Origin of the sequence: Alteromonas sp. KUL42 (assembly GCF_006538325.1) — a bacterium.
Classification (GTDB): domain Bacteria; phylum Pseudomonadota; class Gammaproteobacteria; order Enterobacterales; family Alteromonadaceae; genus Alteromonas.
In genome coordinates, this window is the sequence record NZ_BJKK01000006.1 from 199,982 (window position 1) to 225,475 (window position 25,494).

The following is a 25,494-nucleotide window of genomic DNA, read 5'->3' on the forward strand; positions in this document are numbered from 1 at the left end:
ACTACGTATCGTTTGCAACATCATGTAATGGTGATTAGCTGCTATATTTTTAAAGGACTAGGAAGTCGTTGGGTTTTACACTATGCGATTAAGTATAAGAACGATGATGATTTATCGAGGGCAAGCATGAAGCGATCTAGCGCGTTACTAACGGTATCACTTTTTATTTTGCTTACCTTTTTACCCTCTTTTAGGGTAATGGCAAGCGGTGGGTTTGAGCCTAGCAAACGTATTTGTTTGAATGTAGACAAAGAAATTTCTCGAGTAAGTGATGAAGTGGGTATGGCCACATCGAATATTCAGAAGTCATGGCTACTTCGACAATTAACTGCACTTGAAACCAAGCGCTCTTCATGCAGCATCAATGGATTTGGTGCAGTTCAAGCAGAAAACTGTCAAGCCATTCTCATTTGTTCTAGCCCAACAAAAAGCCGGCAACTTCGGGCCGGCTTTTACACATCACACTAAGTTTTTAGGACTTTAGAAGAAAAGGTACGATACGCTCAATTTCATGCTACGAGGCATGATGTAACGGCCATTCGGTGAGTCTGGGTTGCGTGGATCACCTTCTGTAATACCTTGCTCATCGGTTAGGTTATCAACCGAGAATTGAACGCGTAGTGATTCAGTGGGTTCAAGTGTTAAACCTACATCCACTTTCTCATAGCCTTCCAGTACAACCGTGTTTTCGTTGTCACCAAAACGGTCATCAACAGCAGACAATGTGCCGTATACCGTCGCATACATGTCACCAATATCGAAGCCGTAACTAGGTGTTACGCGTACTTGCCAGCCTGGTTGACGTTGGGCTTCATTACCTTCATTTGTGGCACTTGCCGTAATTTCTGTTTCCTGAAGCGTTGCATTTACGCTAACAGAGAAACCCGAGTCGTGGCTGTAACGACCATCTAATTCAACACCATAAGCTTCATTGGTAAGAATTTCAGCAGGCGCTCCAGGAAGACGTACAAATGTGTCACCTTTAACTTCGTTGGCAAAAGCGGTAGCGAAGAATTGAATGCCGTCATTCATATATTTGTAGCCAAGTTCGCCCTGGGTCACTTCTTTAATAAGATCATTGCCGCCTGTGTAAGCACCCCAGTTGTCGCGGAAGTCATCAAAGTAAGGCATTTTGAAACCGCGGTTCATACGTACAAATACACCGCTGGTATCGTTTAGTGCGTAGTTTGCACCTAATGTCCACGATGTTTTGGTTTCATCGTACTCAAGTGCCTTTGTAACAACCCCGTCTAGTCCTTCATCTACAGAATAACTTACTTCGTGATTTTCACGGCGAAGGCCAAGGTCAATGCTTAGGTCCTCAGTAGCATACCAAGTACCAGTTGCATAAAATGCGAAGGTGCTCGCATCGCCTACAGAATTAATGTCGTAGCTCCAGCCACAACCTTCTGGAGTATTGTTACATTCGATACCATCTAGCATTTCACCGCCTGGTACTAATACGTGGTACGCATGGTTTCCAATGCTCCACCAGTCTTCTGCTTTTGTTGTCGCAGTATAAAGACCAAATGAGGCGTCGAAGTCTTCCCAGCTTTTAGAAACGGCAATGTCGTTAGTAAATGATTCAATGTCTTTTAGTACTACCCAGCGACCAATTTGCTGAATAGGTGTATCACCATCATATACAGTACCTGTCACTGCGCCAGTCGCGGTTTCACCGTTATCAGCAACATCTGCTACGGTTACTGCCGAACCATTGGGTACAAGACCAAAGGTATTAGCTTTACCTTTTGTTAGGTTGAAGCGATCGATTAGGAACCAGTCGTTAGGCAAATCAAGTTTTAAGCTACCGCCACTCACGTGACCATCCCAACCACGACCGTCGCCAAAGTCGAACGATTCAGTAGTATTATTTGGACCGTAGGTAATGTCTGCTTGACGATTCAATGGCCCAATTTGCGTGTAGTTTGCATCAATGCCATCTACGTTTAGTGGTGTTGGTAAGTACCATGTGCCGTGATCGTCTGTTTGGCGGGTATAGAGGTTCAATTCACCTTTGCTAAATATTTTAGTTAAGTTGATTGTGAATTGGTTGCCTTCTTCTGAATTGAAGCCAGCATCACGAATACCTTGTGAGCTCTTTATATAACCACCAACCATGTAGTAGAAGTCATCTGCTAGTGCACCACTTGCCACAACATCCACACGGTTAAGGCCATAATCTGACACAGTGTACTTAGCAAGTGCTTCGGTTGAATCACTGCCGCGCTTTAAGCGGAAGTTGGTTGTTAAACCTGGTTGACCGTTACTTACGACAGGGTTTGGACCACCTCGTAAACCTTCTACCATTTCGATAGTTTCATCGATTCGAAATAGTTGAGAGTTTTCTAAAAATGAAAGCGTTGGCGCTGGATAAATAGGAGAACCGTCTAGCGCAATGGTTAAGAAAGGGGCATCACCGCCACCTGGAAAACCGCGCACAAATACGTTTGCGCCAGATTCACCACCAGAACTTTCAACCCAAACACCTGGAATTGCTTTAAAAAGGTCTGCGGTCGATTTAGGGGCAAGTTTGCCAATGTCATCTGCATCGATATTTGTTACAGCAAAACTAGCATCGATCTTTCTGATACCTGCGCCACCTGGCGTACCACTAACAATGATTACTTCTGTGTTATCAACAGTTGGCTGTTTGGCATCTTCTTGTGCCATTGTAGGCTGCGCTAGTGCTACCGCTACTGCACTTGCCAGCATTCCTTTTGTAAACAACGTTTTCATGGTGTGTGCTCCCGAAAAGTGTGTTGGTGCGTTGTTAACTGAATGCGTTAAACAAGTTTAAAAAATGTTACACGCATCGTGAATGGTGAACAAAATAGATCTGTTTGCAAACGATTGCAAGGATAAAATGCAATCGTTTGCAAATTTTTTGTAGTTTGTTGTTAACAAGGTTTTACGCTTGGCGTTTGTGCGTTATATTGTAATTAGCGCCGTAAAGCGTCGTTTATGTACTTCCTACTTTTGTGTGTGCATAGAAGAGACAGGGAACGGAAGTGATACAATTAGCTGAGTAAATAGACATTGGCATCTGATACAAAATTAACACTGGCCAAATTGGCAGAACTTGCAGGCGTGTCTACGTCTACTGCATCTCGGGCACTTAAAGATAACCCTCTTATCAAGAAAGAAACGCGTCTAAAAATACAAGCGTTAGCTAAATCGCATAACTTCAGTATTAATGCTGCGGCAAGCCGTTTACGTACGCAAAAGACACACGTTATTGCGGTAATTCTAAACCTTATCGACAATACTGAGCAAAGCACCACCGACCCATTTTTACTTAAATTAGTGGGGGAGCTTAATCAGGCATTGAACGCGAAAGGTTACGAATTATTGCTTTCTAACTCGTTTATGGCGTCAGACGATTGGGCGAATTACTTTATACATAGTCAGCGGGCCGATGGCATATTGGTAATTGGGCAAGGTAAAAGTACAGCCAAAATAGATTTGGCTGCCAAAAGTGGTGTGCCTATTGTGGTGTGGGGGGATGCGAAGACCCAAGCGCCATACCCTATCGTTGGCGGAAATAACTTCCAAGGTGGCTATCAAGGAACGTCACACCTACTCAGTCGGGGTGCCAAGCGAGTCTTGTTTCTAGGCGATTCTGAACACGCAGAAATGCAAGAGCGTCATAAAGGATATACACAAGCACATGCGGAAGCGGGGTTAACACCTGACCCTTCGTGCACGTGCGCAATTGATATTACGTCTAAGGCTGCCTACCAATACATTAATGAACGAATCAAATCGAATGGTTTAGATTTTGATGGCATCGTGTGCGTGAGTGATATGGTCGCATTAGGGGCATTGAAAGCCTTGAAGGAACGTTATGTTGGTATTCCTAGCGATGTGGGAATAGTAGGCTATGATGATATTTCACTCGCTGAGTTAATGCATCCATCATTGACGACAATACGGCAAAATACACAGCAAGCGGCCGAGCTAATGGTAGCGCAATTGATAAACCAGTTGGAAAACAAGCCAACGGAAAGCCAAGTTGTTGAAACCTCGCTTATTGTGCGCCGCTCAACTAAACATGATTAACAAGTATTTGTCTTTTTTGTTAGCCTTGTAATGTTTTCTGTCAGCGTTATTCGTTGTAGTAATTAGGCTGAAGCTGGGCTTTGCAAACGTTTGCATTTTTGTTCTCTTGCGTCTACACTCCTGCCTAATTACGTTAACAGAGTGTTACATATGTCACGATTAATGGTCATTGCAGCAATTGCAATTAGCTACTATGTCTTTGCCATACTGCTAAACAGTGTGGGTACTGTTATCCTTCAGTCAATCAACAGTTTTGATATCAGCAAACCTCAAGCTAGTACGTTAGAAGGGTTTAAAGATCTTTCCATCGCCATTGTCTCTTTCTTTGTGGCAAGTGTTATTCCTCGTGTGGGTTATAAGCTTTCTATGCTCGTCGGTTTGGCGCTAGTTGCTGTGGCATGTGCTGCGACGCCAGCTATTAGTAGTTTTTGGTTTATTAAAGTGCTGTTTGCATGCATAGGAACAGCCTTTGCACTGGTGAAAGTGTCTATCTACGCCATTATTGGGCAGCTTTCTTCTTCAACAAAAGCGCATTCATCATTGATGAATACTGTTGAAGGTATTTTCATGCTGGGTGTGTTGTCGGGCTATTGGGTTTTTGCATGGTTCATCGACCCGAACAACGATGCGTCACTGAGCTGGTTGAACGTTTATTATCTATTAGCTGCGCTGGTGGGGTTCACGTTTATCATTGTTATGCTAGCGCCAATACATCCGGTTAACGTTGAACATTCAAAAGGCATAGCTCAAGAATTCTTCAGTATGCTTAAGTTGGCGTACCAACCTTTGGTGTTAGTTTTATTTTTCGGTATTCCTGTACGTGTTAATAGAGCAGGGTATAGGCTCTTGGCTGCCCACGTTCAACAAAGAAGTACTGGGTCTACCCACGCAAGTCAGTATTCAAATTACCAGTATTTTTGCTATTGCCTTAGCTGTTGGACGTCTAACCGCCGGCGCTGTACTTACCCGTATGAATTGGTATCCATTCTTAAATATATGCTTAGTGGGTATGGCTGTTGTAATGTTGCTGAGTCTCCCATTGGCTGAGAATGTCACGGGTGCTGAAATAACTAGCTGGTCAGATGCCCCTTTAGCGGCATTTCTTATCCCACTTATTGGTTTGATGATGGCACCAATTTACCCGGTTATTAATTCTGTTATGTTGAGTGCACTACCTAACGAACAGCATGCATCAATGACCGGGCTAATTGTGGTGTTTTCCGCCTTGGGCGGAACCACAGGCTCTATTGTCACGGGCTTCATTTTTGACGCTGTGGGAGGCCAACAAGCGTTCTATTTATCGTTATTCCCCATTAGTGCTTTAGTGGTGACGCTGTTTTTCTTTAGAAGAGCATCGTCTTCTTTGACTGCGAAAGGTGCCTGATTGCTATGAATTCTTTGTCTCATAACTGGCGAGACAGCTTGTCATTTTTTTGCCAGTGATCTGTTTAAGCATGTGCAAATGGCCGCGTTGTTTCCAGACAGCAAGACTTTTGCAGATGCTGTAGTAAAAACCGATTTAAGTTCAGTGTTAAAACAGTATGAAAAGGAAATGCTTGAGGCTGAACGAGAAGGGAAAAGTGTCGATTTATCTGCGTTTGTAACGGCACATTTTGATTTGCCGCATTCTAATAATATTACGTCAAAAACGCATTTCGACAACGTAGCACAATACATTGACTATATGTGGAGTGTGTTAACACGTATTCCTGATAGGCAACATAAAGACAGCTTAATAGCATTGTCTAGACCGTACATTGTACCAGGTGGTCGATTTCGTGAAATTTATTACTGGGACAGCTATTTTACCGCACTTGGGTTAATAGACGCTGGCCGCACTAGTATGGCTATTAACATGTTAGAAAACTTTGTTGATATCCTTAACGAAGTGGGATGTATTCCCAATGGGAATAGAGCTTATTACTACTCGCGCAGTCAACCTCCAATATTGGCGTTGTTTTATGAATTGCTAAAACACGCATTAAGCGACGAACAAAAGCGCTATGTCATTGAAGGCATGAAAAAAGAATACGCCTTTTGGATGAAAGGTAGTGCAAGCGAACCGTTAGCAGCAGTATCTAATAAACCTGCTGCACATTTGCGCGTAGTTAAAATGCCATCAGGTGAATTCCTTAATCGCTATTTTGATACTGAAAGCACGCCTAGACCCGAATCTTATCGAGAAGATATCGAAATTGCTGAGAATATTGGTGTTGATAAAGCGGCTTTTTATCAACATGTACGCGCAGCGTGTGAGTCTGGGTGGGACTTCAGTTCACGCTGGCTTATTGACCCACAATTACTTTCCAGTATTAGAACTACAGAAATCATTCCCATAGATTTAAATGCATTGCTGGTTACGCTGGAACAAACGTTAGCCAGTGTAACTGTGGGCGATGAACAAGCCATGTATGCTTCCGCCGCTACTAATCGCATTAATGCCATAAATGCGTATTTGTACAGTGAAGCAAAAGGGGGCTACTTCGATTTTCACTTTCCTACAATGCGTCAAACTGATGTGGTATCTGCTGCCATGAGCGTGCCCCTGTTTGTGGGAATTGCAAGTAAACAGCAAGCTGCATCTGTAAAAACTACACTTACGCTTTCCTTATTGCGAGAAGGCGGCGTAGTGACGACCACCAACACAACATCACAACAGTGGGACTCGCCAAATGGGTGGGCGCCACTACAGTTGTTTGCCGTTGAAGGCTTACGTCAATATGGTTTTTACAGCGAAGCATCAGAAATCATGCGTCGCTTTTGCAAGACTATCGAAGATACCTATGCAAGTAGCGGTGTTTTACTTGAGAAATACAATGTGTGTGAGCCCGCGATCAAAGCGGGGGGCGGGGAGTATGACGTGCAACTTGGGTTTGGTTGGACTAACGGGGTTTATACCCGTTTTCAAACGCACTTAAACGGGTCATAACTGCTTCATAATTACTCGTCATCGCCATTCACAGCTACTTTCTTTCAGATAGCGAATAACCTAAGTATCTTAAGTAGAAAGCGCAGTGCAAACACTGCGCTTTTCATTAAGGCGGTCTATCACCGAAATAACTCATACCTTCATTCTTTTTCGAACCGTGTAAGCGTGTAGCGCCGCTGGCACTATAACCAGTACAGCAATGGCTGCTAAAAACCAATGATAGTGAATATTGAGCAGGCTGAGTTGGGCCAGCTGTGCTGCGATATCGTTGTTAGTGTGCTCACCTATGGCAATAGGGCCAATAGCGGCTTGGTTTGCAAATGAGAACCCTTGGCTAAACGCACTTTCTAAACCTACAGACGATAGCGAAGCATACGCTTTATAACCTATTGCCGAAGCGCCAAACGCAATAACACCGAAAGCGACTGTACCCATGCCGAATATGCCTACTCCCACTGCACCAACAGTAATAACGCCCACCGAAATAATGCCCACACTAATGGGGGCAATAGCAACACCTCCCCAGGCAAACAGCAGCCCGTAAGCGTGTGTTCCCCCCGCTACCCAGCCATAGGCGGGTTTGTCGCCATATTCAGGCATACCAAATTGGAAGTGACAAAGTGGAACACCGAAAAGCTGCCATTTACTGATGTATTCTCTTTGCTTTGATCCTACTTGTGACGCACAGTCGCTGAATGCTTGAGGGTTGTATTTACGCTCAAAAGCCCTAAGTTGTTTCATCGAGTGCACCATTCGGTAAACCAACCAGAAGTACACGCATACAAATAATGTAACCAACACTTGTGATATGAGTGCAAATACAAAAGCAGCATTGCTGTTGACTAGCGCCAGTTCCTTTAATAAAAACATGCCTAAAACGTAGATGACTGCACTGACTACAAAGGCGCCCACAATTTTAAATAATAGCTTTCTTTCGTTTTGCGTACGTGTTTGCGCCATACCAGCTTGCAAGCCCAAAAAAGTACTTATTAATCCAGAAAAAGAAGCGAGCAGGGTGAGTAATGCTGTGAACTTGAAGAAGCTACCTGCTTTTGCGATACCTGTACCGTAAGCTGCTGCTTTAGCCGGAGGCGCTATAGCACCAATTGCTGATACCACCGCAACTGTAAATGCCACACCGGGTTTACTGTTTTTAAGAGATTCTTCAACAAAGGACGACATGGCTGCTTTCAGCATTTTTCGCCCACGAGAAAGTCGTTGCTTCACTGTGTCTTCAGAAAGCTCAAGTTCAGCGGCTACACGTTCTACTGACTGCTGTTCACGATAAAATAGAATCAAAGGCTCGCGATAGGTAGTTTCCATGTTATTTAAAACAGACCACATCAGCGACTGGTGTTGCTGTTGTATTGCTTCTTCATCTAAGGGCGTTACGGCATTACAAGACTCAGTCGTTTCGCTAATGTCTTTCGTTGTGTCATCTATATGCTTACTTTCCCGTCTGCGAAAGTGGCTGACTTTAAAACGCAATATACCACACAGCCAAGATTTGAGCTTTTCAGGGTCGCGAAGAGTGTCAAGCTTTACCCAAGCGTCAATAAAAGCTTCTTGAGCAATATCTTCACTTTGCTTGATATCACCAACCGATGAATAGGCGAGGGAACACAATAGGTTTTGGTATCGACTGACTATTTCACCAAAAGCATCGCGATTACCCCCCAGTGAATGCATGACAAGTGCTGCATCATCTTCGTTATCCAAAATAACTCGTTTTCTAAACATAATTCACATCGATTGTTGTTGTGTGTAATACCTAAGTGCCGTGCTTTGGTAAAAAGGTGACAAACATTTTATAGACTGTGTAGATCTTGTCGTCTAAATCATAAACACCTTGCTGCAAAAATGTACCGAGTAGCTCAACAGGCTCCAGTTTTCTCTTCTTTCAAAAAAAATTCAATTTTCTTGTCACCTTTTCTAACCGAATGGGCACTTATTCTTACCATGGCAGCGCATACCTTAGCTGACGCCGTTCTTTATCACTAAATGTAGAAATGAGAGCTTACAAATGACAAACAACTTAACAATGACTTCCAGAAGCGCGCTACTGATGGCGCTAGCACTTTTGAACGCACCTTTCACTGTGTTTGCAGCTGAAGCAGAGTTGGTAGACGACTTTTCGCATGCAACCAAAACTATTGCTGGGTTTGAAAGGCAGTATTTAAATGATTCTGTAGCTGGTGGTGCTTCGCAGACAGAACAAACCATAGATAGTGGTGTTATTAAAATAAGTGGAGATCTAACACCGCCACGAGGTCAGCCAGGATGGGCGAGTACTGTGTTGCCATTAAGTCCACTAGGCGTGGCCAAAGACGCCAGCAAATTCGAAGGCATCAAGCTTTTGGTTAAAGTTGATAAAGGAAATTTGTCTATTTCAGCGAATAGCACGCTAGTGACTAATTTTGACTATCACGCAGCACCCGTGATGATAGCCGCTGATGGAAAGTTTCACGAAGTTAAAATCCCTTTTTCAGCAATGAAAAGAGGCTGGTCAGAGCAAACTACATTGGATACCTCAACATTAAATAGCTTAAGCATTGTGGCTTATAGCTTACAGAAAGCGTCGTTTAGTTATGCCTTGGATGATGTCAGTTTTTATTAATTAACTAGCGGATTTGCGGCTTTAGACAGAGTGCGAGAGAAGTACCAGCTTATTTGACTTAGGGTAAACAATGGCCATGCTACAACAAAGACTAGACTATTTGGACGCAGTGCGATGTTTTGCGCTTATATTAGGTGTTGTATTTCACGCAAGCTTGTCGTTTATACCTGTGTTCATAGGTTGGGCGGTGATGGACATCAACACCAGTGAAAGCGTAAGTGCTTTCGTATTAGTAAGCCATTCCTTTCGCATGGCGCTTTTTTTCTTAATAGCGGGCTTTTTTAGTCGAATGAGCTTAAAACGAAATACTTCAGCGGTGTTTTTTAAGGTACGGTTTGTAAGAATTGCGCTGCCGTTTGTTGTGGGTTGGTTTTTGCTTCGCCCATTATTAGTGGGTGGTTGGATAATGGGCGGGCAGAGTATGCAAGGCGACGTAGAGATATTATTAGCCTTGAAACAAGGCTTCGAAAATTTAGCACTAAACTCTGAATCAACGATACCCAGTGACTTATTCGTTGGTACGCACCTGTGGTTTCTATACTACCTAATGCTTATTACCTTATTGGTGACTGGCTTAAGATACATAGCGTGTCTAAATGCAGAGGTACTACGCCACATCTCGCAATGGGCAGATACGTTTGTGCTTTGGCTGTGTTTTACGCCACTATCTAAAATAGTATTGATCATTCTGACGGCGCTTTGTCTATGGTTTATGCCTAGTTGGGGATTATATACACCAGATAAATCTCTTATACCGCATATACCTACCCTCATGACATATAGCTTGTTCTTTTTCTTAGGCTGGTTGCTGAACCGCAAGTCTATATCTATTGATGCGTTTTTTCGTATTAGGTGGTATGACGTAATCATTGGGCTAACAGCGATTATAGTGGCAATAGTAATCGCAGACTATGAAATGCAATGGGGTCATCCCAATAGAGTATGGCTTAAGGCGGGATTTGTTTTGTCTTATGCCATTATGATGTGGTTTCTTGTTTCTTTTTCTATTGGTTTGTGTAAGAGGTTATTTTCATCACATAAACGGTCGGACAAAGATTTCAACATACAGTCGAGTAAATTACCAAGTAAGTTAATGAACTACATATCAGGTGCTTCCTACTGGGTTTATTTAGTTCACCTTCCCGTGGTGGTGTATTTGCAAATTGCCGTAGCCGAATTGCCCTTTCACTGGGCTTTAAAGTGGGCCTGTGTTTGCATTGTTACCTTGATGTTCTGCTTGCTCAGTTATGAACTCTTCGTACGCAAAACGTTTATCGGGCAAATTCTCAACGGTAATAAGCGAAAGTAAGAGTGAATCATTCATTCGCAATTACAAAAGCAAGGCAGCGATAAACATGCAATTTTGCGTACAACAACGCAATGCCAGCTATTAGAAATTCACCCTTTAGATACGATTTTAAAAATTGCTGTTTCAAACTAATTCAATACCGCTATACTGCTAATACTAGAGTTCTCAGGTGATTAAATGTTTGAGCGTGATTTAGTAGTCGTCTGCAGGCGATCATTGCTAACATTTTTAGTCGTTGTAATCTTCTTTGTATTCGCAAATGCTGGAAAAGCAAATGCGAGTTCCGATCGCGCCTATAGCATTATTTTAGTTAATTCTTTCAACGAGTCTGACTTCGAAGTTCGAATGATGTACCGTTTGATGAATGGCATTGCTGAGGATGAAAACATTATTGTGCTGACTGTCCCTCCTTACTACGCCGATGCAGTAGATACGCTAGGGGACGATGTTAAAAAGACGATTCTTGATAACTTTAATTATCAGCTGAACAGCTTAATACGCGTTCCTGCTGGCGCAATTTTTACTCGGGTAATCGCCATAGGCAGGCATGCAAGTGTGTTCATTGATTCTAACCCCAGTGTGTTGCCCAATGCAGAGCGCTTGTTTTTACATATCGATTGGAAACCGCGCAATGGTGGTATTGCATTACCGTCTGATTACGACGCAAAATCATCCTTTGCGCAAATAATATCGAGCTTTCCCGAGCAGAAGGACATTTTCTTTATATACGGTTCACGTGGTCTTGGCGTTGATGAAGGGTTAGTAAAGAACTTCTTATCCAATGCGCCTAGCTCAGTCAATGTGCGTTATTACAACCCTATGGCTGAAGAAGAAGCTACGCTGAACGCACTAAAAAGTAGTAAGCCCGGCACGCCCATTATTTACATTAACTACAAATACTTCGAGCGCAAATGGGAGAATGCTCACAATTGGCTAGTTAACCAAACTCTGTATCCAGTGTTTACTATCTTTGCCCACAATGTAGACAGGTATGCGGGTGGAGCTGTTGTTGTACCAGAAAAGTTGGCCGACAAAGCCATTAGCTTAGCTAGAGGCGAGCCTTTCTCGTTAACTGAAAACGAAGTTGTGAGTATTCAATATAATGCACAGCAGCTTAATCAATGGGAAATTGATAAGCACTCATTTCCGAAAAACGCTGAAATCGTTAATAAAAAGCCCGATGTATTTTCGTTAGAAGCAGTCTTGATAATAGTGTGCATGTTCATGGCCATTATTGTTGTTCTGACCATTTATATTATTGTAAAGATAAAATCGAGCAATGTAAGGTTGGCAACTGCGCTTGAACAAGCTGACAGTGCAAATAAATCAAAAAGTGCTTTTTTGGCGAACATGAGCCATGAAATCAGAACTCCCATGAATGGCATTTTGGGTACCTTGCAAGTACTTGAGCGTGAAAATATCAATAATAAGGCGCGGTCGTTGGTTTCAAAAGCCACCTATTCGGCAGTCACGCTTTTAACCATCATTAACGACATTCTCGACTACTCCAAAATTGAAGCCAATAAGTTATCGCTTGAAGCACGTCCTTTTTCAATACTGGCAGTTATAGAGTCTGTGTTGTCTGACCTAGGTGTAGATGCGAAGAACAAAGGTATTGAGTTGACCAAGCATATTCAACCTGACTTTGTTGATGGTTGGATGGGTGACCTAGTAAGAGTTCGTCAGATTGTTCTGAACCTAGCCTCAAACGCGGTTAAATTTACTGAAAAAGGCGGCGTAAAAATTAATGTTGGTGTTGTGCAAACCAACAACAATCAAGAGCAGTTGTGCATAGAGGTAGTTGATACCGGCATTGGTATGAACGACGACGCGAAGCAAAGCATTTTTGAACGTTTTACTCAGGCGGATAACTCGACTACTCGAAAATTCGGTGGCACGGGGTTAGGTATGTCAATTACGCTGAGCCTAGTTAAAATGATGCAAGGTGATATCGAGATCGAAAGCGATGCAGGGCGGGGCACAACCGTAAAGGTGAAGTTACCTCTGGATAGAGCGGAACTATCGAACGAACCTAAGGCTAACGAGCAAAAAGCACCACCGCTATTGTGTGAAATGCGAATATTGGTTGCGGAAGATAATATGATCAACCGCGCAGTATTGGAGTCGATGTTAGCGCCAACGGAAGCTCAGGTAGACATGGTTGAAAACGGCAAACTTGCACTTGAGGCAGTAGAACAACATCACTACGATTTGGTTTTAATGGATATACAAATGCCAGTGATGGACGGCATAGAAGCGTGCCGTTTGATTAAGGATAAAATACCTGATTTACCTGTAATAGCGTTAACGGCCGATGTTATGACACAAGACGTCGAGCGCTATCTACAATACGGTTTTATTGAACACATTGGCAAACCTATCGACATGAATAAGCTATACCAACACTTGAAACGTTACGGCATGCATTGCAGCCAATAAAACCAAACAATACCAACGCATTGCGCCTTACAGCGTATTAAAGAGCAGCGTATTCAAGAGCAACGTATTCAAGAGCAACGTATTTAAAGCAACCTCAGTTTCGCACGCTTCTCTAACGGCTTCGTAAATCAATCGACATCACCATTTCATCTAAGATCTCATTAAGACCGGTGATTTTCTCATGAGCAATGAAAACACTCATATTCGATTCAACATGAATGTTGTCGTTCTCTTGGGTATTTTCAAAGGTATTGTCTAAAGCACTTTTTACACGTTGAAAGAAGGTGCGTGCACTACGCTCTTCAATGTTGTGCAAACACAAAATAAACTGTTCGGTACCAAAGCGCCCTAAAATATCATTCCCACGGGTGGTATTTTGTAGTGTTTGCGCAATTTGTCTAAGAATAGCATCGCCCTTTGTTGACCCTTTTTGGCGAATAATGTCACGTAAATTGCTGATATCAAATATAGCGATGGCAATGGCGCGATTTGGCTTCGGCGAGTTGAGTTTATTTATACGCGCAATGGCTTTATCTGCATTTAGTAACTGGGTGATAGGATCGATAGCTTGACTGGCCAAGTAGCGCCTTCTTATTGCGTAGCCAGCGATAGCGCTAATGATTACGAAAATAGCAATTACCACTACTAGGGTATTACGACGTAACTCTTCAGCAGATTCTATTTCAGACTCTAGATCGTAAATGCGGTTATAAAGATTAGCGGCACTTAAAATACGCGCTGAGTCTTGATTTTTCACGCGGCGCTTCTCTACTTCTGCTGCGAATAATTCGTTAGCCACTTTTGCTTTTTCTAAATCGCCTAAAGCAATATGCATAGCAAGGTTAAAGCTAAGGTAGTCTAAATTAGTTCGAAAACTCGACGGTATGTAGTTTTCACTTTCCGCTAAATTATCGAGGTATTCCCTTACACAAGGTAAGTCTTTATTGAACAAGCACACTTCGGCTTTGTGCCATTGATACATCAACTGGCCAAGCGAACTTGAGACTTCTGAAACCGCCTTTTCTAAGTCGGGTAACGTGTACGCAAGTTGATTGAAGTCACGCGTTTTTCTGTAGTAGTAAGACAGCGCATATTGATAATGATAGTTGGTAAGCGGCGTATTAATTTCGCTGTTAAGTGCACCGTACTCAAGAATGCGCTGGTAAGCTTCGTCAGTTTGACCGCTAGCTAAAAGCGAAACTATAGCGCTTATTAATATGCTTAATCGGTTACTGCCTTTATACACCTGTAGGCCCATTTCATGTGCCTTCAAGTACTGTTCAGCAGCAAGGGCGTGTTGCTCTAAATCGCCATACAGCAGGCCAATAGAATTGTGAATATGGGCCAGTTCACCGGGGCTACCAACATCTGAATAACGCTCAAGTACACTGAACATTCTTCCTAGTCGTTCAGCTACATCTGAAGATTGCGAGCAGTAGGTAATTAAGCCGAGTGATGAGCTGGTAAATATATCGCTGTGCTTTTCAGGCGAAGAAAGCTTTTGTGCATTGCTGTAGTAGTCGCAACGTGCTGGATGTTCGCGTACATCGTAAATAAAGCCAATTTGATATATAGCTGACGCATACGCATAGGAGTTTTTATCTACGCCTTTTTGTTGTATTTCGTGCTGTAACAGCGTTTCTGCTTCTGCAAATTTACCTTGGCATATCAAAAATTGCCCTTTCGCCACCGCTAGCGAGAAGCGTTGGTGTGTACTTATAGATGGTCGCTGCAAGGCTTCTTGCAAGGTAGGCAAAAGGGATGCATCGGGGCAATCGTAAGAAGGTGCGCGCACACTCGCTATAATGCTGTCAATTTCATCATTGGCAAATGACGGCATCGACACACAGCTTAAAAAGAGTAAGGCAGAAAGTAGAGCTTTAAAATACATGAAACAAACGTTTAATTTTTTTCTTCATAATATCGACTTGAGTACAGAACTACTACAAAAGTAGTGGAAAAATTAGGTATTTCTATGCGTTGCTGTAATTTTGTTCGACGTTAGTTATAGCATTGAACACGATGTGGCTGCTTTGTTTTAACGCTTTAGGGCAAATGAAGTGGTTTTATAGCACGTCAAATCAGCACTTCAGCACAGCGTGCTGTGCAAGAAGTTCAATGTAGCATGAAAACCCACAACTAATGTACAGCAGGCGCACCAAAGCTAACTAATATGGCCACGCCAACTAAGGCTACAGCCGACCACATAAACGTTGCTTTAGTGGCTTTTTCGCCTAACACCCAAGCTACGCCTAGTGACATTAGTGCGCTGGTGGCAATAAGGGTTTGTACTACAGCAGCTTTCGCGTAGGCAAAGGCAAACATTTGTAAGTAAATGGCGGCAGTGGTACCAAGCAAAGTGGCCATAATAAAGGCCGGCCAAACCCGTTTTCCGCTGTCGTTTTGGTAGTTAATAACAGGCATATAACGGGTTTTAGTAATAGCAATAAAAGGCACAACAAATACCATGCCGCCAACAAGGCGTAAAAACGCCGCGCTGGCTGCATCAATGTCGCCTGTGCTTAAAATGTCGCGACTTACCACAGCACCGATGGCCTGACAAAGCGCCGCAGCTACACCATATAAATAACCGCTGGTGGCGAACACATGGGTAGTACTGCGCTTGCGCGCTTTTATCACCATATCGACAGACAATAACACTACCGCAACACCTACCCATTGCTGCCACGTTATCCATTCGCCAATAAATGCCATGGCAAAAAGGGCAGTAAATAATGGGGCGAGGGTTTCTGCCACTAACACAGCTTGGCTGTCGCCAATGCTTTGTAGCGCCTTAAAAAAGCAGGTGTCGCCTATGCCAATACCAATGAAACCACTTATTAGCAGCCACACTATAGTTGACGTACTAAGTGATACAGGTTGCACAAATACCAGCACCACCGCCAATATGCCAATGGAGATTAAGCCTTTCCAAAAGTTCATGGTAAGGGGCGAAAACGCATTGCCCGTACCCCTGAAAAGACGAGCAGCAATAGCCCAACAAAGCGCTGTACCTAACGCAGCAAAAACACCCATAAATTACCTGTTAAAACGCGCTTAAAAAAGCAGGTAGAAAAAAGAGCCGCTATGCTAATGCATGCCCTTTAAGCGGTAAACAAAAATGCATATTTCACAATAATATTTAATACGCTTACAACAAAGTGACCGTTAATGTTGTTTATGCGTATAAGGCCAATGAAGTGTACAAGTACGAAATAGGAATGGCAGTGCTGACGCGATAAGCTAACGCATAGCTAATAAATAGTTAAACCATCAAACGAAGTGTTAAATAATACAAGGTAAAACATGAATATAGCGGGCTGTTTTAACGGGGTAAAAGGCGTAATTTTTGATTTAGACGGCACATTGGTGGAATCGGCCTTAAACTTTACACAAATGCGTGCCGATGTGGGTTGCCCTCAGCATGAAGACATACTTACCTTTGTTGATGCTATACCCTGTGAACAAACCAAGGCCAATGCGCACAGCGCGATATTGCAGCACGAGTTAGACGACGCGCAACACGCCAAATGGTTAACGCTAGGCAAGCAATTGGTAGAACACGCGCAAGCCCTTAATTTGCCAATGGCCATAGTAACCCGCAACTGCCGTGAAGCCACTGCCATTAAAATAGCCAATAACAATATACCCATTAGTTATGTACTAACCCGCGAAGATGCCCCCGCTAAACCCGACCCAACTGCCCTGTTGATGGTAGCCAATACATGGCAGCTACAACCTGAAGACTGCCTTTACGTAGGTGATTACATTTACGACCAACAAGCCGCTGAGAATGCGGGGATGCGGTGGTTGTTGGTTTAGATCTCTATTCCGTTACCGTCAGGTGGAATTGGAGTTTCGGGTAACGCATAAAACAACTCTTGCTTGGAGCCTGAAAAATTTACGGTCCCTCCATTTGTATTGCTACATTCTTCGTGTGTTAACTCTCGCATGTCTGAATTTTGTTCTATATTCATTATTGAAGTCCTTATCTAAAATAAAAATTTAAATGCTCATAGAGCAAGGAAACAATAGTTTGTATAGGGAAATACAGTTATGCAAAAAAAGACGAAGTTAAGACTTAATTGGAAAAAAAGTATTCTTGGCTCGATTTTGATATTTATACTTTTGAGTCAAATACAGCTCGCTTGTGCTTTTGGTAGGTCATTCGAAGGTAAAACAAAGTTCTCCGGAATACCCTCTGGTATCATTAGAGACCTAGAAGTTATAGGAGATACCACCTACATAGCATCTGAAAATGGAGTTTTCAAAATATTAGGGGGGAGCTCTGAGCTAATAAGTTTTGAACAGTTTGGATCGGAGAGAGGAACCGTTTCCGACCTGTTTCATGGTGAAGGAAATGATTTGTGGATAACAGAGTATGGTGTTGGAGTCTTCAGGTTAAGGCTTGGTACAGAAACTCTAGATAGACTTTATGAGTCCCATGCTTGGCCAAAATATGCTTGGAAGGTTATTGAAGTAAATGACTACCTTATAGTTTCTGTCATTCGAGGAGTCTTGATAGTTGATAAGAGAAGTGGGGAAATTCAGGACTGGGCAAAAGAAATAGGTGTAAACCAGGTAAAAAATATATTTTCACTCTCAAAATTTGAAGATGATTTTGTTTACATTGCAGCAGAACAGCAACTAATTAAAATTAATGTTAAAGAACGCTCTATCGACAAAATTGATATTGCAGCATTTCCCAAGTTATCTGGTATTGAATTCGTTTCGGGATTCGATAACTCACTTTACATAGGCGGTTCGCAAGGTATTTATAAATGGAGCCCCTCAACTGAAAAGAAGTTATTCTTTCCTTTCGAAAAAGATTCAATTCCAACTCACAAGATATCCGACATTTTCTTTACAAAAAACAATAGGGTTTTTGTTGCCGCAGGTAATCTATTTGAACTTAAAGACAGTCAAATAAGAACGCCAGACTTTATGTTACCTCTTCTTAATTCTGAGAGTATCAAAAGCATAGTTAAGCTAGATGAGCTTTTGTCTGGTGAATTGCTACTTGCTTCGTCCCAATTGGGTTTGATCTTGCTTTCTTCTACACATGAAGCAATTAATATTGTCCATCAGAACGATAATGTATTGAGAAAAAATATAAAGCGGGTTGGTTTTATATCTGATTCAGAGCTTATAGTTGGAACTGCTAATAAGAGGTACTTTCTTGAACTTGAAACAGGCTCACTAACACATTTGATTGCTCCTGAATGGCAAGATCATCAATGCAACAGTTTCCGCGAAATTGAAATTAGAAAAATCTACATAGATGGGCCTGAGTTGTTTGACTACTGTACTCTCGAATACAGGAATCAAATTAATATACGAGGTGAATTATATTATTCGTATTTCGATGATGGAGCTGATGCCTATTTTGATGTGATAAAAAGCAAAAAAGTCCTAGATCGTATTTCTGCTCCTAGATTAATGGTGAATTCTTTTATTACTTATTCAGGAGAGATTATTGGCTTTGATAAACGAAATGCTATTCACATTCAGTTATCAAAGTTTAATTGGAAAACCATTTCCCCTGATGAAGGAGGTTGGAATTCCGTTACATGCCTTATAGAGACTGATGAATCTTTCCTAGTATGTACTTCCGGTAACGGAATTAAAGAGATCTACAAGAAGTCTGGAAGAATTGAAGATTCAAAAATACTCTCGGAATACGATGCCAGGTTTATAAGAGGGGGCGTCAAAAGTTCTTCAGGGAACTTATGGTTTACTACAAACAAAGGTCTTTTTTTGGTAACAAAAAGGCAAAAAGTCTATTCTTTTAGCGAAAGTGAAGGTGTTTTTGACACTGATTTTGAGTATGGAGGGATCTTTGAAATATCGGGGAAGTTATTGGTACTTGGTGATAGGTATTCCTACGTAATCAGAGAAGAAGAAGCGGTTAGTTCTATCATAAAAAAGGCTTCTCTTGAGCGTCGAGTTATTTTTTCTGATGTATCTTGGACTGATGCTGATGAAAGAGGCTCAACTTTAAGTCCTTTCTTTATTGCTGAAGGTAATCCAATTGACCTTCCTAGTGACTTCAGTGAGTTAAAGGTTGAATTCCGGTCAAATAGCTTTTCAGAAATTAATGATGATAAACTAGAGTTTCGAATATTAGGGATTGATGACGTGTGGAAGTTACATCCTCAATCGCAAGCTTTTCTTTCTCTATCTGATATTGCTCCTGGTAGCTATGAGCTACAAACGAGAGTCGTTGGAAATGAAACTCCAGTAAATTCACTGTCATTCACGGTTAAAAAGCCAATTTATCTTTCAAGCCAGGCGTTAATAGGCTACTTAATTTTATTGTGTCTACTAATTGTAGCTTACAAAAGCAGACTATTAAGAAAGTTGTGGTTGGAATTCAAAACCACCCAAATCTATACTGTTCTTACTCGATATGAAATCACAGATGGCCAATCGAAATTCGAGAAAATGCTCAGAAGTAAAGATAACTTTATCAATGAGCTAACGCATGAGTTAAGTACGCCTATACAAGTGATCAAAGGTGCTTTAGAAGATGTAACTGATTCGTCAAAGGAAAATACGAAGGAGCTAATTAGTATCAAGACAAATATGCGTCGTGTTGAACAGCTCATAGAACAAATGCGCAACGGTTCTCCTCACTCTTTCGATGCTGAAGACTACTATAAGGTATATACCCTCGACGCAATCAGGTTTATCGTAAACTCACTTGAACCCCTCGCTAAGCAAAAACGCCAAAACCTTGATGTACGAATTAAAGGTAAGCACTCAATTTCTTTGATCAACGATAGCTTAGAAAAGATCCTCTCTAACTTGTTGCAAAATGCCATAAAGTACACTCCTGAACACGGCAATATTAAAATTGCGGTGGTTGTCGACAGTAAAGAGTTAAAAATAGTAGTCAGTGACGATGGCGAAGGTATTGAGGAGCATTTAACTAAGGCTATTTTTGAACGTTTTAAAAGAGGGAATACCAAAGAAGCGGGAGAGGGAATTGGTCTTGCTATTGTGAAAAGTCTTGTCGAACTCAATCAAGGTACAATAGAGGTTGAAAGTAAAAAGGGGGTGGGTAGTAAATTTACAGTTCGTTTACCGATAGATGATATTGAGTACATTAATATTCAACAGGAAAAGCGCGAAATTAATGAGAGAGCTGATCAACGAAAGTCGATTTTAGTCGTTGATGATAGCAGAGAGTTTAGGGCTTACATGTTTGACTTACTCTCGAATAAGTATCGTTGTTTGGTCGCGAAAAATGGCGAGCAAGCGTTAGAGGTAATGCAGCAGTTTTTAGTTGATTTGGTTGTTACCGATCAGATGATGCCTATTATGGATGGGCTAACACTAGTCAAAGAAATTCGTTCACATGCAAAGTATGCCGCTACTCCTATTTTGATGCTCTCAGCTAAAACAGACGCGCAATTTGAGAAGTCTGCGTTAACTGAAAAAGTAGACTACATCTTGTCAAAACCAACCTCTAGAGAAGATTTGTTATTGCGTATAGAGCACCTTCTCACGGTCAGAGATACACAAAGCGAAAACGTCGAATACATAAATAAACCTGAGTTTGAGTATGGTTGCCTTGAAATACCTACCTTCAGTTGTGAAAAAGACATGTCATTCTATCTAAACTTTATAGCAGTGCTTGAGAAGAATTATCAGGATGAGAGCTTCAATAGAGATCAGGCAGCAGCGCAGCTTTTAATGAGCACGAGAAGCTTGAACAGACGTTTGTCTGAACTATTTGAGTACAATTTTAGTGAGTTTCTCTCTCGTTACCGCATTGAGCGATCTATACCTCATCTGTTAGCAGGTGAGCCGATATTAGAGACATGTTTGGAGGTAGGCTTTGTAAACGCGGCGTATTTCTCAACGTCGTTTAAGAAAATAAAGCACATTCCACCAAAGAAATACGCTGAGCAATACACTAATTCTCAACTGGAAGTGGCCAAATAACGGTAGCGTTTGAGCAAGGAAGCTTAAATATACCTTCTTCGCTCAGCCAAAAAGCCAATTAACATAAACGATGCCACATAGCCTGCGCCTTGGTACTGCCAAGGTAAGTAGGCTAATACATGCTTTACAAATGGCGCGCCGTATAAGGTAAGTGCACCATAGCCAAACGCACACAACACCACAAATAAACTCACTCGAACAACAAAATGGTAAGGCGCTAAAATGCGCTTTACATGGCCGTTAATAATATCGCCGTATACCACTAAAATAGTGGCCATTAGCATAATGCTCATTTCGGTGTAGTAGGGGCTTAATGCGCGAGAAAGGGCGCTGAATAATTCGTTCATTGTGTTACTGCTTGTACTGCGTTTTTCGCATAATACCTTGTAACGAATTTAGAAAGAAGGCAAAAAGGCGCATGGTGTGCGCCTTTGTCTGTATATGCATTTCTTCTGGGTATTAGCTTATTACTTTGCTTCTAATTACCTTTTTTAGCTACCTTTTCTAGCCCTTATTCACGCTTTGTTCAGGGCTTTCACCGCGCGGTAACCTTGCTCAATAGTGGCTATGCGGTCTGGGGTTTGGTCGCGCTCTACAAACTTGTGTTCAATACCTGCCAATTCGCCGTGGGCAAATATATCGGCAAAGTTAATGGTGCCAGTGCCAACGTCGGCAAAGCTGCCGTCTTTTGCTAAATCTTTCACATGCCACAGCTTAAAGCGGCCAGGGTACGCTTTAAAATAATCAATGGGGTTTTTGCCGGCTTTTACCGTCCAGTATAAATCTAGCTCCATGGCTACCAAGTTAGGGTCGGTTTGCGTAATCAACACATCTAACGGGGTTTTGCCATCGCGCACTTCAAACTCAAAATCGTGGTTGTGATAGGCAAGGGTAATACCTACTTTATTGCATGCTTCGCCAAGCACATTTAGCTTTTCTGCCAGTGCTTCGTACGTACCAATAGTGGTGCCACGCTGCTCTTCACTTAACCACGGAACCACTAAATATTTATGCCCAACGGTTAGTGCATCGTCCAGCACTTGCTGTAAGTTATTGTCAAAGGCGTCTAGCATAATATGGGCAGACGGCGCAGTTAAACCATTGTCATCAAGCAATTGCTTAATGTTTTTAGCGCTGTGATCAAAATACCCTGCAAACTCCAGTTCTGTGTAACCCACATCGGCAACCAATTTCAGCGTAGCAGGTACACTTACTTTCATAATGTCGCGTAAGGTATAAAGCTGAAGTCCCACAGCATTAGCACGGGTATGATGCATTGCCATTCTGTCTGACGGACTGCCACTGTGGTTATGAGCTAATACAGCAGGGGCACTCATAGCCGCCAAGGCCGTTGATGAATACTTAATAAATTGGCGTCGTGTTAACGTAAAAGGCTTAGCAGGCACGCTGCCTAGCTTATTCATTTGTTGTAAATTCATTGCTCGGTCCTTTTGCTGTATTAAATTATTCGCGTGTTGAAATGGTGCCAGTGCTTTCGCGCACAATCAGCTCAAATGGCATAATTACCTTTGGCGCTTTTCTAATTTTGCCGTTAAGCAAGTCCACCAATAAGGTGACTGATGTACGGCCAAATTCTTCTGCGGGTTGGGCAATGGTGGTCAGCGGTGGGTCAACAAATGCTGAAAACGCGATGTCGTCAAACCCCGCAACAGAAATATCATCAGGAATGCGCAAATTGGCTTGTTTGAAAGCCTGCATAGCGCCAATAGCCGTTTCATCGTTTTCGCAAAACACTGCGGTAGGGCGGTTTGCCAATGTGCTAATGGTTTCACCAGCGTGATAACCGGCTTGAAGCGTAAAGTCGCCGGGAAACAACAATTGCTCGTCAAATGCGATATCAGCGTCACGCAATGCGTCTTTGTAGCCACATAAGCGCTCTTGAGTTAGCGGACTAGAATCGGGGCCTTTTACCATTGCAATACGCGTATGCCCTAAACCAATCAAATGCTCAGTCATGGCTTTAGCGGCTGCGCGGTTATCAAGTGACACCACGGGGTATTGTCCATCGTCAATAACTTCACAGGCATTCACCATAGGAAGTAAGCCATTGTCGTTTATTACACTGGCATCAAAAGGGTTGTGCGCCCGCAATTGAATAAGCCCGTCTGCCTGAGAGGTCGTTACCATTTTGGCGTAATGCTGTTCAATATCGGCGTTGCCTAAGGTATTAGCCAACAAAATGGAATAACCCAGTTCGGCTGCGGCTTCCTGCATTCCGCTAATAACCCGTGCAAAAAACACGTTGGCCACAGTAGGTACTAGCACAACAAGATTGTGGGTTTTGCCCGAGCGAAACTTTACCGCCATCAAATTTGGGCGGTAGCCAACGGCTTCTACTGCCGCCATCACCTTACTTCGGGTTTTGGGCGATACGCGCTCTGGTTGTTGAAGTGTCCTCGACACTGTTGCAACAGACACGCCAGCGCTATCTGCTACATCTCTAATATTTGCCATTATTTGTTATTGTTAGTCGTTATCTTATTGAAGGTATTGTAAACCTAGGCCTGCCTTTGCGGCATTATTTATTACTCGCTATTACACCCAAGATTACTCGCAAGTTGCTTACTCTCTCGTTGCTATTCGCCAGCTTTGGCTCAGTAAATTTAACGTTCAAACATCAATACTGTGCAACGTTTTTGTGAGCAGTGTTTTTGTTCAAAATAACCTAAGTTACAAACTAAGCTGCAAAATGTAACCGATTTCATTTTTTAAAAAGAATACTCACTTTCATGAGAAGGTCAAAGGTAATTTGTATTAAATTTGTAAATTTTAGCTAGGCTATAGCTAATGTAATACGTTCAAGTGCGCACGTATTGGCGTGCCAAGCAGTCATTTGTAAACTTTAGTTTAACGAAATGGTGCATTTTGTGTTGACATTACAAAATGTAACGGGTTACATTTCTTCGGTATATGTAAACGATTACACTAAAAGCTTGCTGTGAAAAAATACGCAATCACGGTGAGCTTGAATTGAGGAATAAACAATGCAGCCAATTCGAATGGGAATGATAGGCGGTGGACAAGGGGCATTTATTGGTGCCGTTCATCGTCACGCCGCAGGATTAGATGGTCACTATCAATTGGTATGTGGAGCATTTAGTCGCGATGAGGCGAATAACAATAGCACAGGTGAAGCCTTAAATATTTCTCCATCTCGTCGTTATGACAGTTGGCAAACCATGCTTCAAGCCGAACTTGCTCTTCCAGAAAGCGAGCGCATGCAAGTGGTTGTCATTGTTACTCCTAATCACCTTCATGTACCTATTTCACTAGAGGCCATTAAAGCGGGTTTTCACGTGTTCTGTGAAAAACCGGCAGGCGTTAATTTTGCAGAAGTGAAAGCGCTACAAGATGTTATACACGCCAACAATAGCTTATACGGTTTGGCACATACCTATTTGGGGTACCCAATGGTGTGGCAAGCTCGTCATATGGTGACATCGGGCATGCTAGGCAATATTCGAAAAGTATACGTTGAATACCCTCAAGGCTGGCTGTCAGGTGAAGAAGAAACCTCTAACAGACAAGCGCAATGGCGCACCGACCCTGCTATCTCAGGTGCAACTGGTGCTATGGGTGACATTGGTACCCACGCATTTGGTTTAGTGGAATTTGTATTGAACGACAACGTTACTGCATTAAGCGGTGAGCTGTATACCCATGTTGATGGACGACGCTTAGATGATGATGGCGCCGCACTTATCAAAACACATAAAGGAGCGACAGGTGTACTGATTGCCTCACAGGTGTGTGCAGGTGAAGAAAATGCACTCAAAATTCGAGTATACGGTGATAAAGGTGGGCTCGAGTGGCGTCAAATGGAGCCAAACTCTGTTGTTTATCGTCCTTTAGGTGCGCCCTATCAAGTATTCCGTGCGGGCCAAGGGCAAGCAGGGTTGTGTGAAGAAGCGTCATCTCGCTGCCGCGTGCCGGCAGGTCACCCAGAAGGCTATTTAGAAGCCATGGCTAATTTATACAGTAGCTTCGCCAAAGCCGTTCGTGCCAATCAGAAAGGTAAAGCCGAAGGCGTACCTGGCATTGACTCGGGGCTGCGAGGCATGGTGTTTATCGATGCAATGTTAGCCAGCTCTGGCAGTGACACCAAGTGGGAGTCGGTCAGTCAAGAAGGTGCACAAGCGTAATGATTAGAATGAATCAATTGAAAGA

17 protein-coding genes and 1 pseudogene are annotated in these 25,494 nt (G+C 42.5%); 10 read left to right on the forward strand and 8 right to left on the reverse strand.

The window, feature by feature from the left end; all coding sequences use genetic code 11:
* The first annotated feature begins 126 nt into the window (after positions 1–126).
* Positions 127–468 carry a hypothetical protein gene (locus tag EYR97_RS11005; protein WP_131093863.1) on the forward strand — a complete coding sequence of 114 codons (342 nt, stop codon included), beginning with the start codon at positions 127–129 and terminating at the stop codon, positions 466–468.
* Between the two features lie 12 nt (positions 469–480).
* Here the strand turns inward: EYR97_RS11005 and EYR97_RS11010 are convergent, their stop codons facing one another.
* Positions 481–2,739: a TonB-dependent receptor gene (locus EYR97_RS11010; protein ID WP_131093864.1), complete on the reverse strand. Its 2,259-nt coding sequence runs from the start codon at positions 2,737–2,739 to the stop codon at positions 481–483.
* Between the two features lie 300 nt (positions 2,740–3,039).
* Between EYR97_RS11010 and EYR97_RS11015 the strand changes: the two genes are divergently transcribed.
* The 3 genes and pseudogenes from EYR97_RS11015 (at position 3,040) to EYR97_RS11025 (ending at position 6,991) form a co-directional block, all read left to right on the forward strand.
* Positions 3,040–4,062 (forward strand): LacI family DNA-binding transcriptional regulator, encoded by a 1,023-nt coding sequence (locus EYR97_RS11015; protein ID WP_131093865.1) that lies wholly within the window; start codon positions 3,040–3,042, stop codon positions 4,060–4,062.
* A gap of 150 nt (positions 4,063–4,212) precedes the next feature.
* Positions 4,213–5,446: pseudogene (locus EYR97_RS11020) on the forward strand (MFS transporter).
* Between the two features lie 78 nt (positions 5,447–5,524).
* Positions 5,525–6,991 (forward strand): trehalase family glycosidase, encoded by a 1,467-nt coding sequence (locus tag EYR97_RS11025; protein ID WP_131093866.1) that lies wholly within the window; start codon positions 5,525–5,527, stop codon positions 6,989–6,991.
* Between the two features lie 132 nt (positions 6,992–7,123).
* Here the strand turns inward: EYR97_RS11025 and EYR97_RS11030 are convergent, their stop codons facing one another.
* The gene (locus tag EYR97_RS11030; RefSeq protein WP_207308054.1) at positions 7,124–8,710 is read right to left on the reverse strand and encodes an RNA polymerase sigma factor; all 1,587 of its coding nucleotides are present in this window, start codon (positions 8,708–8,710) and stop codon (positions 7,124–7,126) included.
* 304 nt (positions 8,711–9,014) lie between these two features.
* On the opposite strand from EYR97_RS11030, the gene EYR97_RS11035 reads away from it, so the two are divergent.
* The 3 genes from EYR97_RS11035 to EYR97_RS11045 all read left to right on the forward strand — a co-directional run bounded on the left by EYR97_RS11035 (position 9,015) and on the right by EYR97_RS11045 (position 13,356).
* Positions 9,015–9,608: a CIA30 family protein gene (locus tag EYR97_RS11035; protein WP_207308055.1), complete on the forward strand. Its 594-nt coding sequence runs from the start codon at positions 9,015–9,017 to the stop codon at positions 9,606–9,608.
* 76 nt (positions 9,609–9,684) lie between these two features.
* Positions 9,685–10,917, forward strand: coding sequence for an acyltransferase family protein (locus EYR97_RS11040; RefSeq protein WP_219996018.1), 1,233 nt, complete (start codon positions 9,685–9,687; stop codon positions 10,915–10,917).
* A 177-nt stretch (positions 10,918–11,094) separates the two neighbouring features.
* On the forward strand, positions 11,095–13,356 hold the full coding sequence (locus tag EYR97_RS11045) for an ATP-binding protein (RefSeq protein WP_131093869.1): 2,262 nt from the start codon (positions 11,095–11,097) through the stop codon (positions 13,354–13,356).
* A 112-nt stretch (positions 13,357–13,468) separates the two neighbouring features.
* Here EYR97_RS11045 and EYR97_RS11050 read toward each other — a convergent pair whose 3' ends face one another.
* Both EYR97_RS11050 and EYR97_RS11055 read right to left on the reverse strand, forming a co-directional pair.
* Positions 13,469–15,247: a diguanylate cyclase domain-containing protein gene (locus tag EYR97_RS11050; protein WP_131093870.1), complete on the reverse strand. Its 1,779-nt coding sequence runs from the start codon at positions 15,245–15,247 to the stop codon at positions 13,469–13,471.
* 248 nt (positions 15,248–15,495) lie between these two features.
* Entirely contained in the window at positions 15,496–16,392 is an 897-nt protein-coding gene (locus EYR97_RS11055) for a DMT family transporter (protein ID WP_131093871.1), read from the reverse strand.
* A 270-nt stretch (positions 16,393–16,662) separates the two neighbouring features.
* On the opposite strand from EYR97_RS11055, the gene EYR97_RS11060 reads away from it, so the two are divergent.
* Positions 16,663–17,178 carry an HAD family hydrolase gene (locus tag EYR97_RS11060; RefSeq protein WP_131093872.1) on the forward strand — a complete coding sequence of 172 codons (516 nt, stop codon included), beginning with the start codon at positions 16,663–16,665 and terminating at the stop codon, positions 17,176–17,178.
* Here the strand turns inward: EYR97_RS11060 and EYR97_RS21895 are convergent.
* Positions 17,175–17,333, reverse strand: a complete 159-nt coding sequence (locus EYR97_RS21895; RefSeq protein WP_165478026.1) for a hypothetical protein — start codon at positions 17,331–17,333, stop codon at positions 17,175–17,177. The two genes, EYR97_RS11060 and EYR97_RS21895, sit on opposite strands and share 4 nt — an antisense overlap.
* Positions 17,334–17,412: 79 nt before the next feature.
* Here EYR97_RS21895 and EYR97_RS11065 point away from each other — a divergent pair, with 79 nt between their 5' ends.
* Positions 17,413–21,306: an ATP-binding protein gene (locus EYR97_RS11065; RefSeq protein WP_131093873.1), complete on the forward strand. Its 3,894-nt coding sequence runs from the start codon at positions 17,413–17,415 to the stop codon at positions 21,304–21,306.
* 23 nt (positions 21,307–21,329) lie between these two features.
* On the opposite strand, the gene EYR97_RS11070 is transcribed toward EYR97_RS11065, so the two are convergent.
* The 3 genes from EYR97_RS11070 to EYR97_RS11080 form a co-directional block, all read right to left on the reverse strand.
* Entirely contained in the window at positions 21,330–21,653 is a 324-nt protein-coding gene (locus EYR97_RS11070) for a DUF3392 family protein (protein ID WP_131093874.1), read from the reverse strand.
* 168 nt (positions 21,654–21,821) lie between these two features.
* The gene (locus tag EYR97_RS11075) at positions 21,822–22,745 is read right to left on the reverse strand and encodes a sugar phosphate isomerase/epimerase (RefSeq protein ID WP_242634985.1); all 924 of its coding nucleotides are present in this window, start codon (positions 22,743–22,745) and stop codon (positions 21,822–21,824) included.
* 25 nt (positions 22,746–22,770) lie between these two features.
* Entirely contained in the window at positions 22,771–23,781 is a 1,011-nt protein-coding gene (locus EYR97_RS11080; RefSeq protein ID WP_131093875.1) for a LacI family DNA-binding transcriptional regulator, read from the reverse strand.
* A 530-nt stretch (positions 23,782–24,311) separates the two neighbouring features.
* Here EYR97_RS11080 and EYR97_RS11085 point away from each other — a divergent pair.
* Positions 24,312–25,469 carry a Gfo/Idh/MocA family protein gene (locus tag EYR97_RS11085; protein ID WP_131093876.1) on the forward strand — a complete coding sequence of 386 codons (1,158 nt, stop codon included), beginning with the start codon at positions 24,312–24,314 and terminating at the stop codon, positions 25,467–25,469.
* The last annotated feature ends 25 nt before the right edge of the window (positions 25,470–25,494 follow it).

Excerpts from the sequence above, each read along its gene's own strand:
- EYR97_RS11005 (WP_131093863.1), top strand. The coding sequence starts at position 127 with ATGAAGCGATCTAGCGCGTTACTAACGGTATCACTTTTTATTTTGCTT.
- EYR97_RS11010 (WP_131093864.1), bottom strand. The coding sequence starts at position 2,739 with ATGAAAACGTTGTTTACAAAAGGAATGCTGGCAAGTGCAGTAGCGGTA.
- EYR97_RS11025 (WP_131093866.1), top strand. The coding sequence starts at position 5,525 with ATGGCCGCGTTGTTTCCAGACAGCAAGACTTTTGCAGATGCTGTAGTA.
- EYR97_RS11035 (WP_207308055.1), top strand. The coding sequence starts at position 9,015 with ATGACAAACAACTTAACAATGACTTCCAGAAGCGCGCTACTGATGGCG.
- EYR97_RS11040 (WP_219996018.1), top strand. The coding sequence starts at position 9,685 with ATGCTACAACAAAGACTAGACTATTTGGACGCAGTGCGATGTTTTGCG.
- EYR97_RS11045 (WP_131093869.1), top strand. The coding sequence starts at position 11,095 with ATGTTTGAGCGTGATTTAGTAGTCGTCTGCAGGCGATCATTGCTAACA.
- EYR97_RS11050 (WP_131093870.1), bottom strand. The coding sequence starts at position 15,247 with ATGTATTTTAAAGCTCTACTTTCTGCCTTACTCTTTTTAAGCTGTGTG.
- EYR97_RS11055 (WP_131093871.1), bottom strand. The coding sequence starts at position 16,392 with ATGGGTGTTTTTGCTGCGTTAGGTACAGCGCTTTGTTGGGCTATTGCT.
- EYR97_RS11060 (WP_131093872.1), top strand. The coding sequence starts at position 16,663 with ATGAATATAGCGGGCTGTTTTAACGGGGTAAAAGGCGTAATTTTTGAT.
- EYR97_RS21895 (WP_165478026.1), bottom strand. The coding sequence starts at position 17,333 with ATGAATATAGAACAAAATTCAGACATGCGAGAGTTAACACACGAAGAA.
- EYR97_RS11065 (WP_131093873.1), top strand. The coding sequence starts at position 17,413 with ATGCAAAAAAAGACGAAGTTAAGACTTAATTGGAAAAAAAGTATTCTT.
- EYR97_RS11070 (WP_131093874.1), bottom strand. The coding sequence starts at position 21,653 with ATGAACGAATTATTCAGCGCCCTTTCTCGCGCATTAAGCCCCTACTAC.
- EYR97_RS11075 (WP_242634985.1), bottom strand. The coding sequence starts at position 22,745 with ATGAATTTACAACAAATGAATAAGCTAGGCAGCGTGCCTGCTAAGCCT.
- EYR97_RS11080 (WP_131093875.1), bottom strand. The coding sequence starts at position 23,781 with ATGGCAAATATTAGAGATGTAGCAGATAGCGCTGGCGTGTCTGTTGCA.
- EYR97_RS11085 (WP_131093876.1), top strand. The coding sequence starts at position 24,312 with ATGCAGCCAATTCGAATGGGAATGATAGGCGGTGGACAAGGGGCATTT.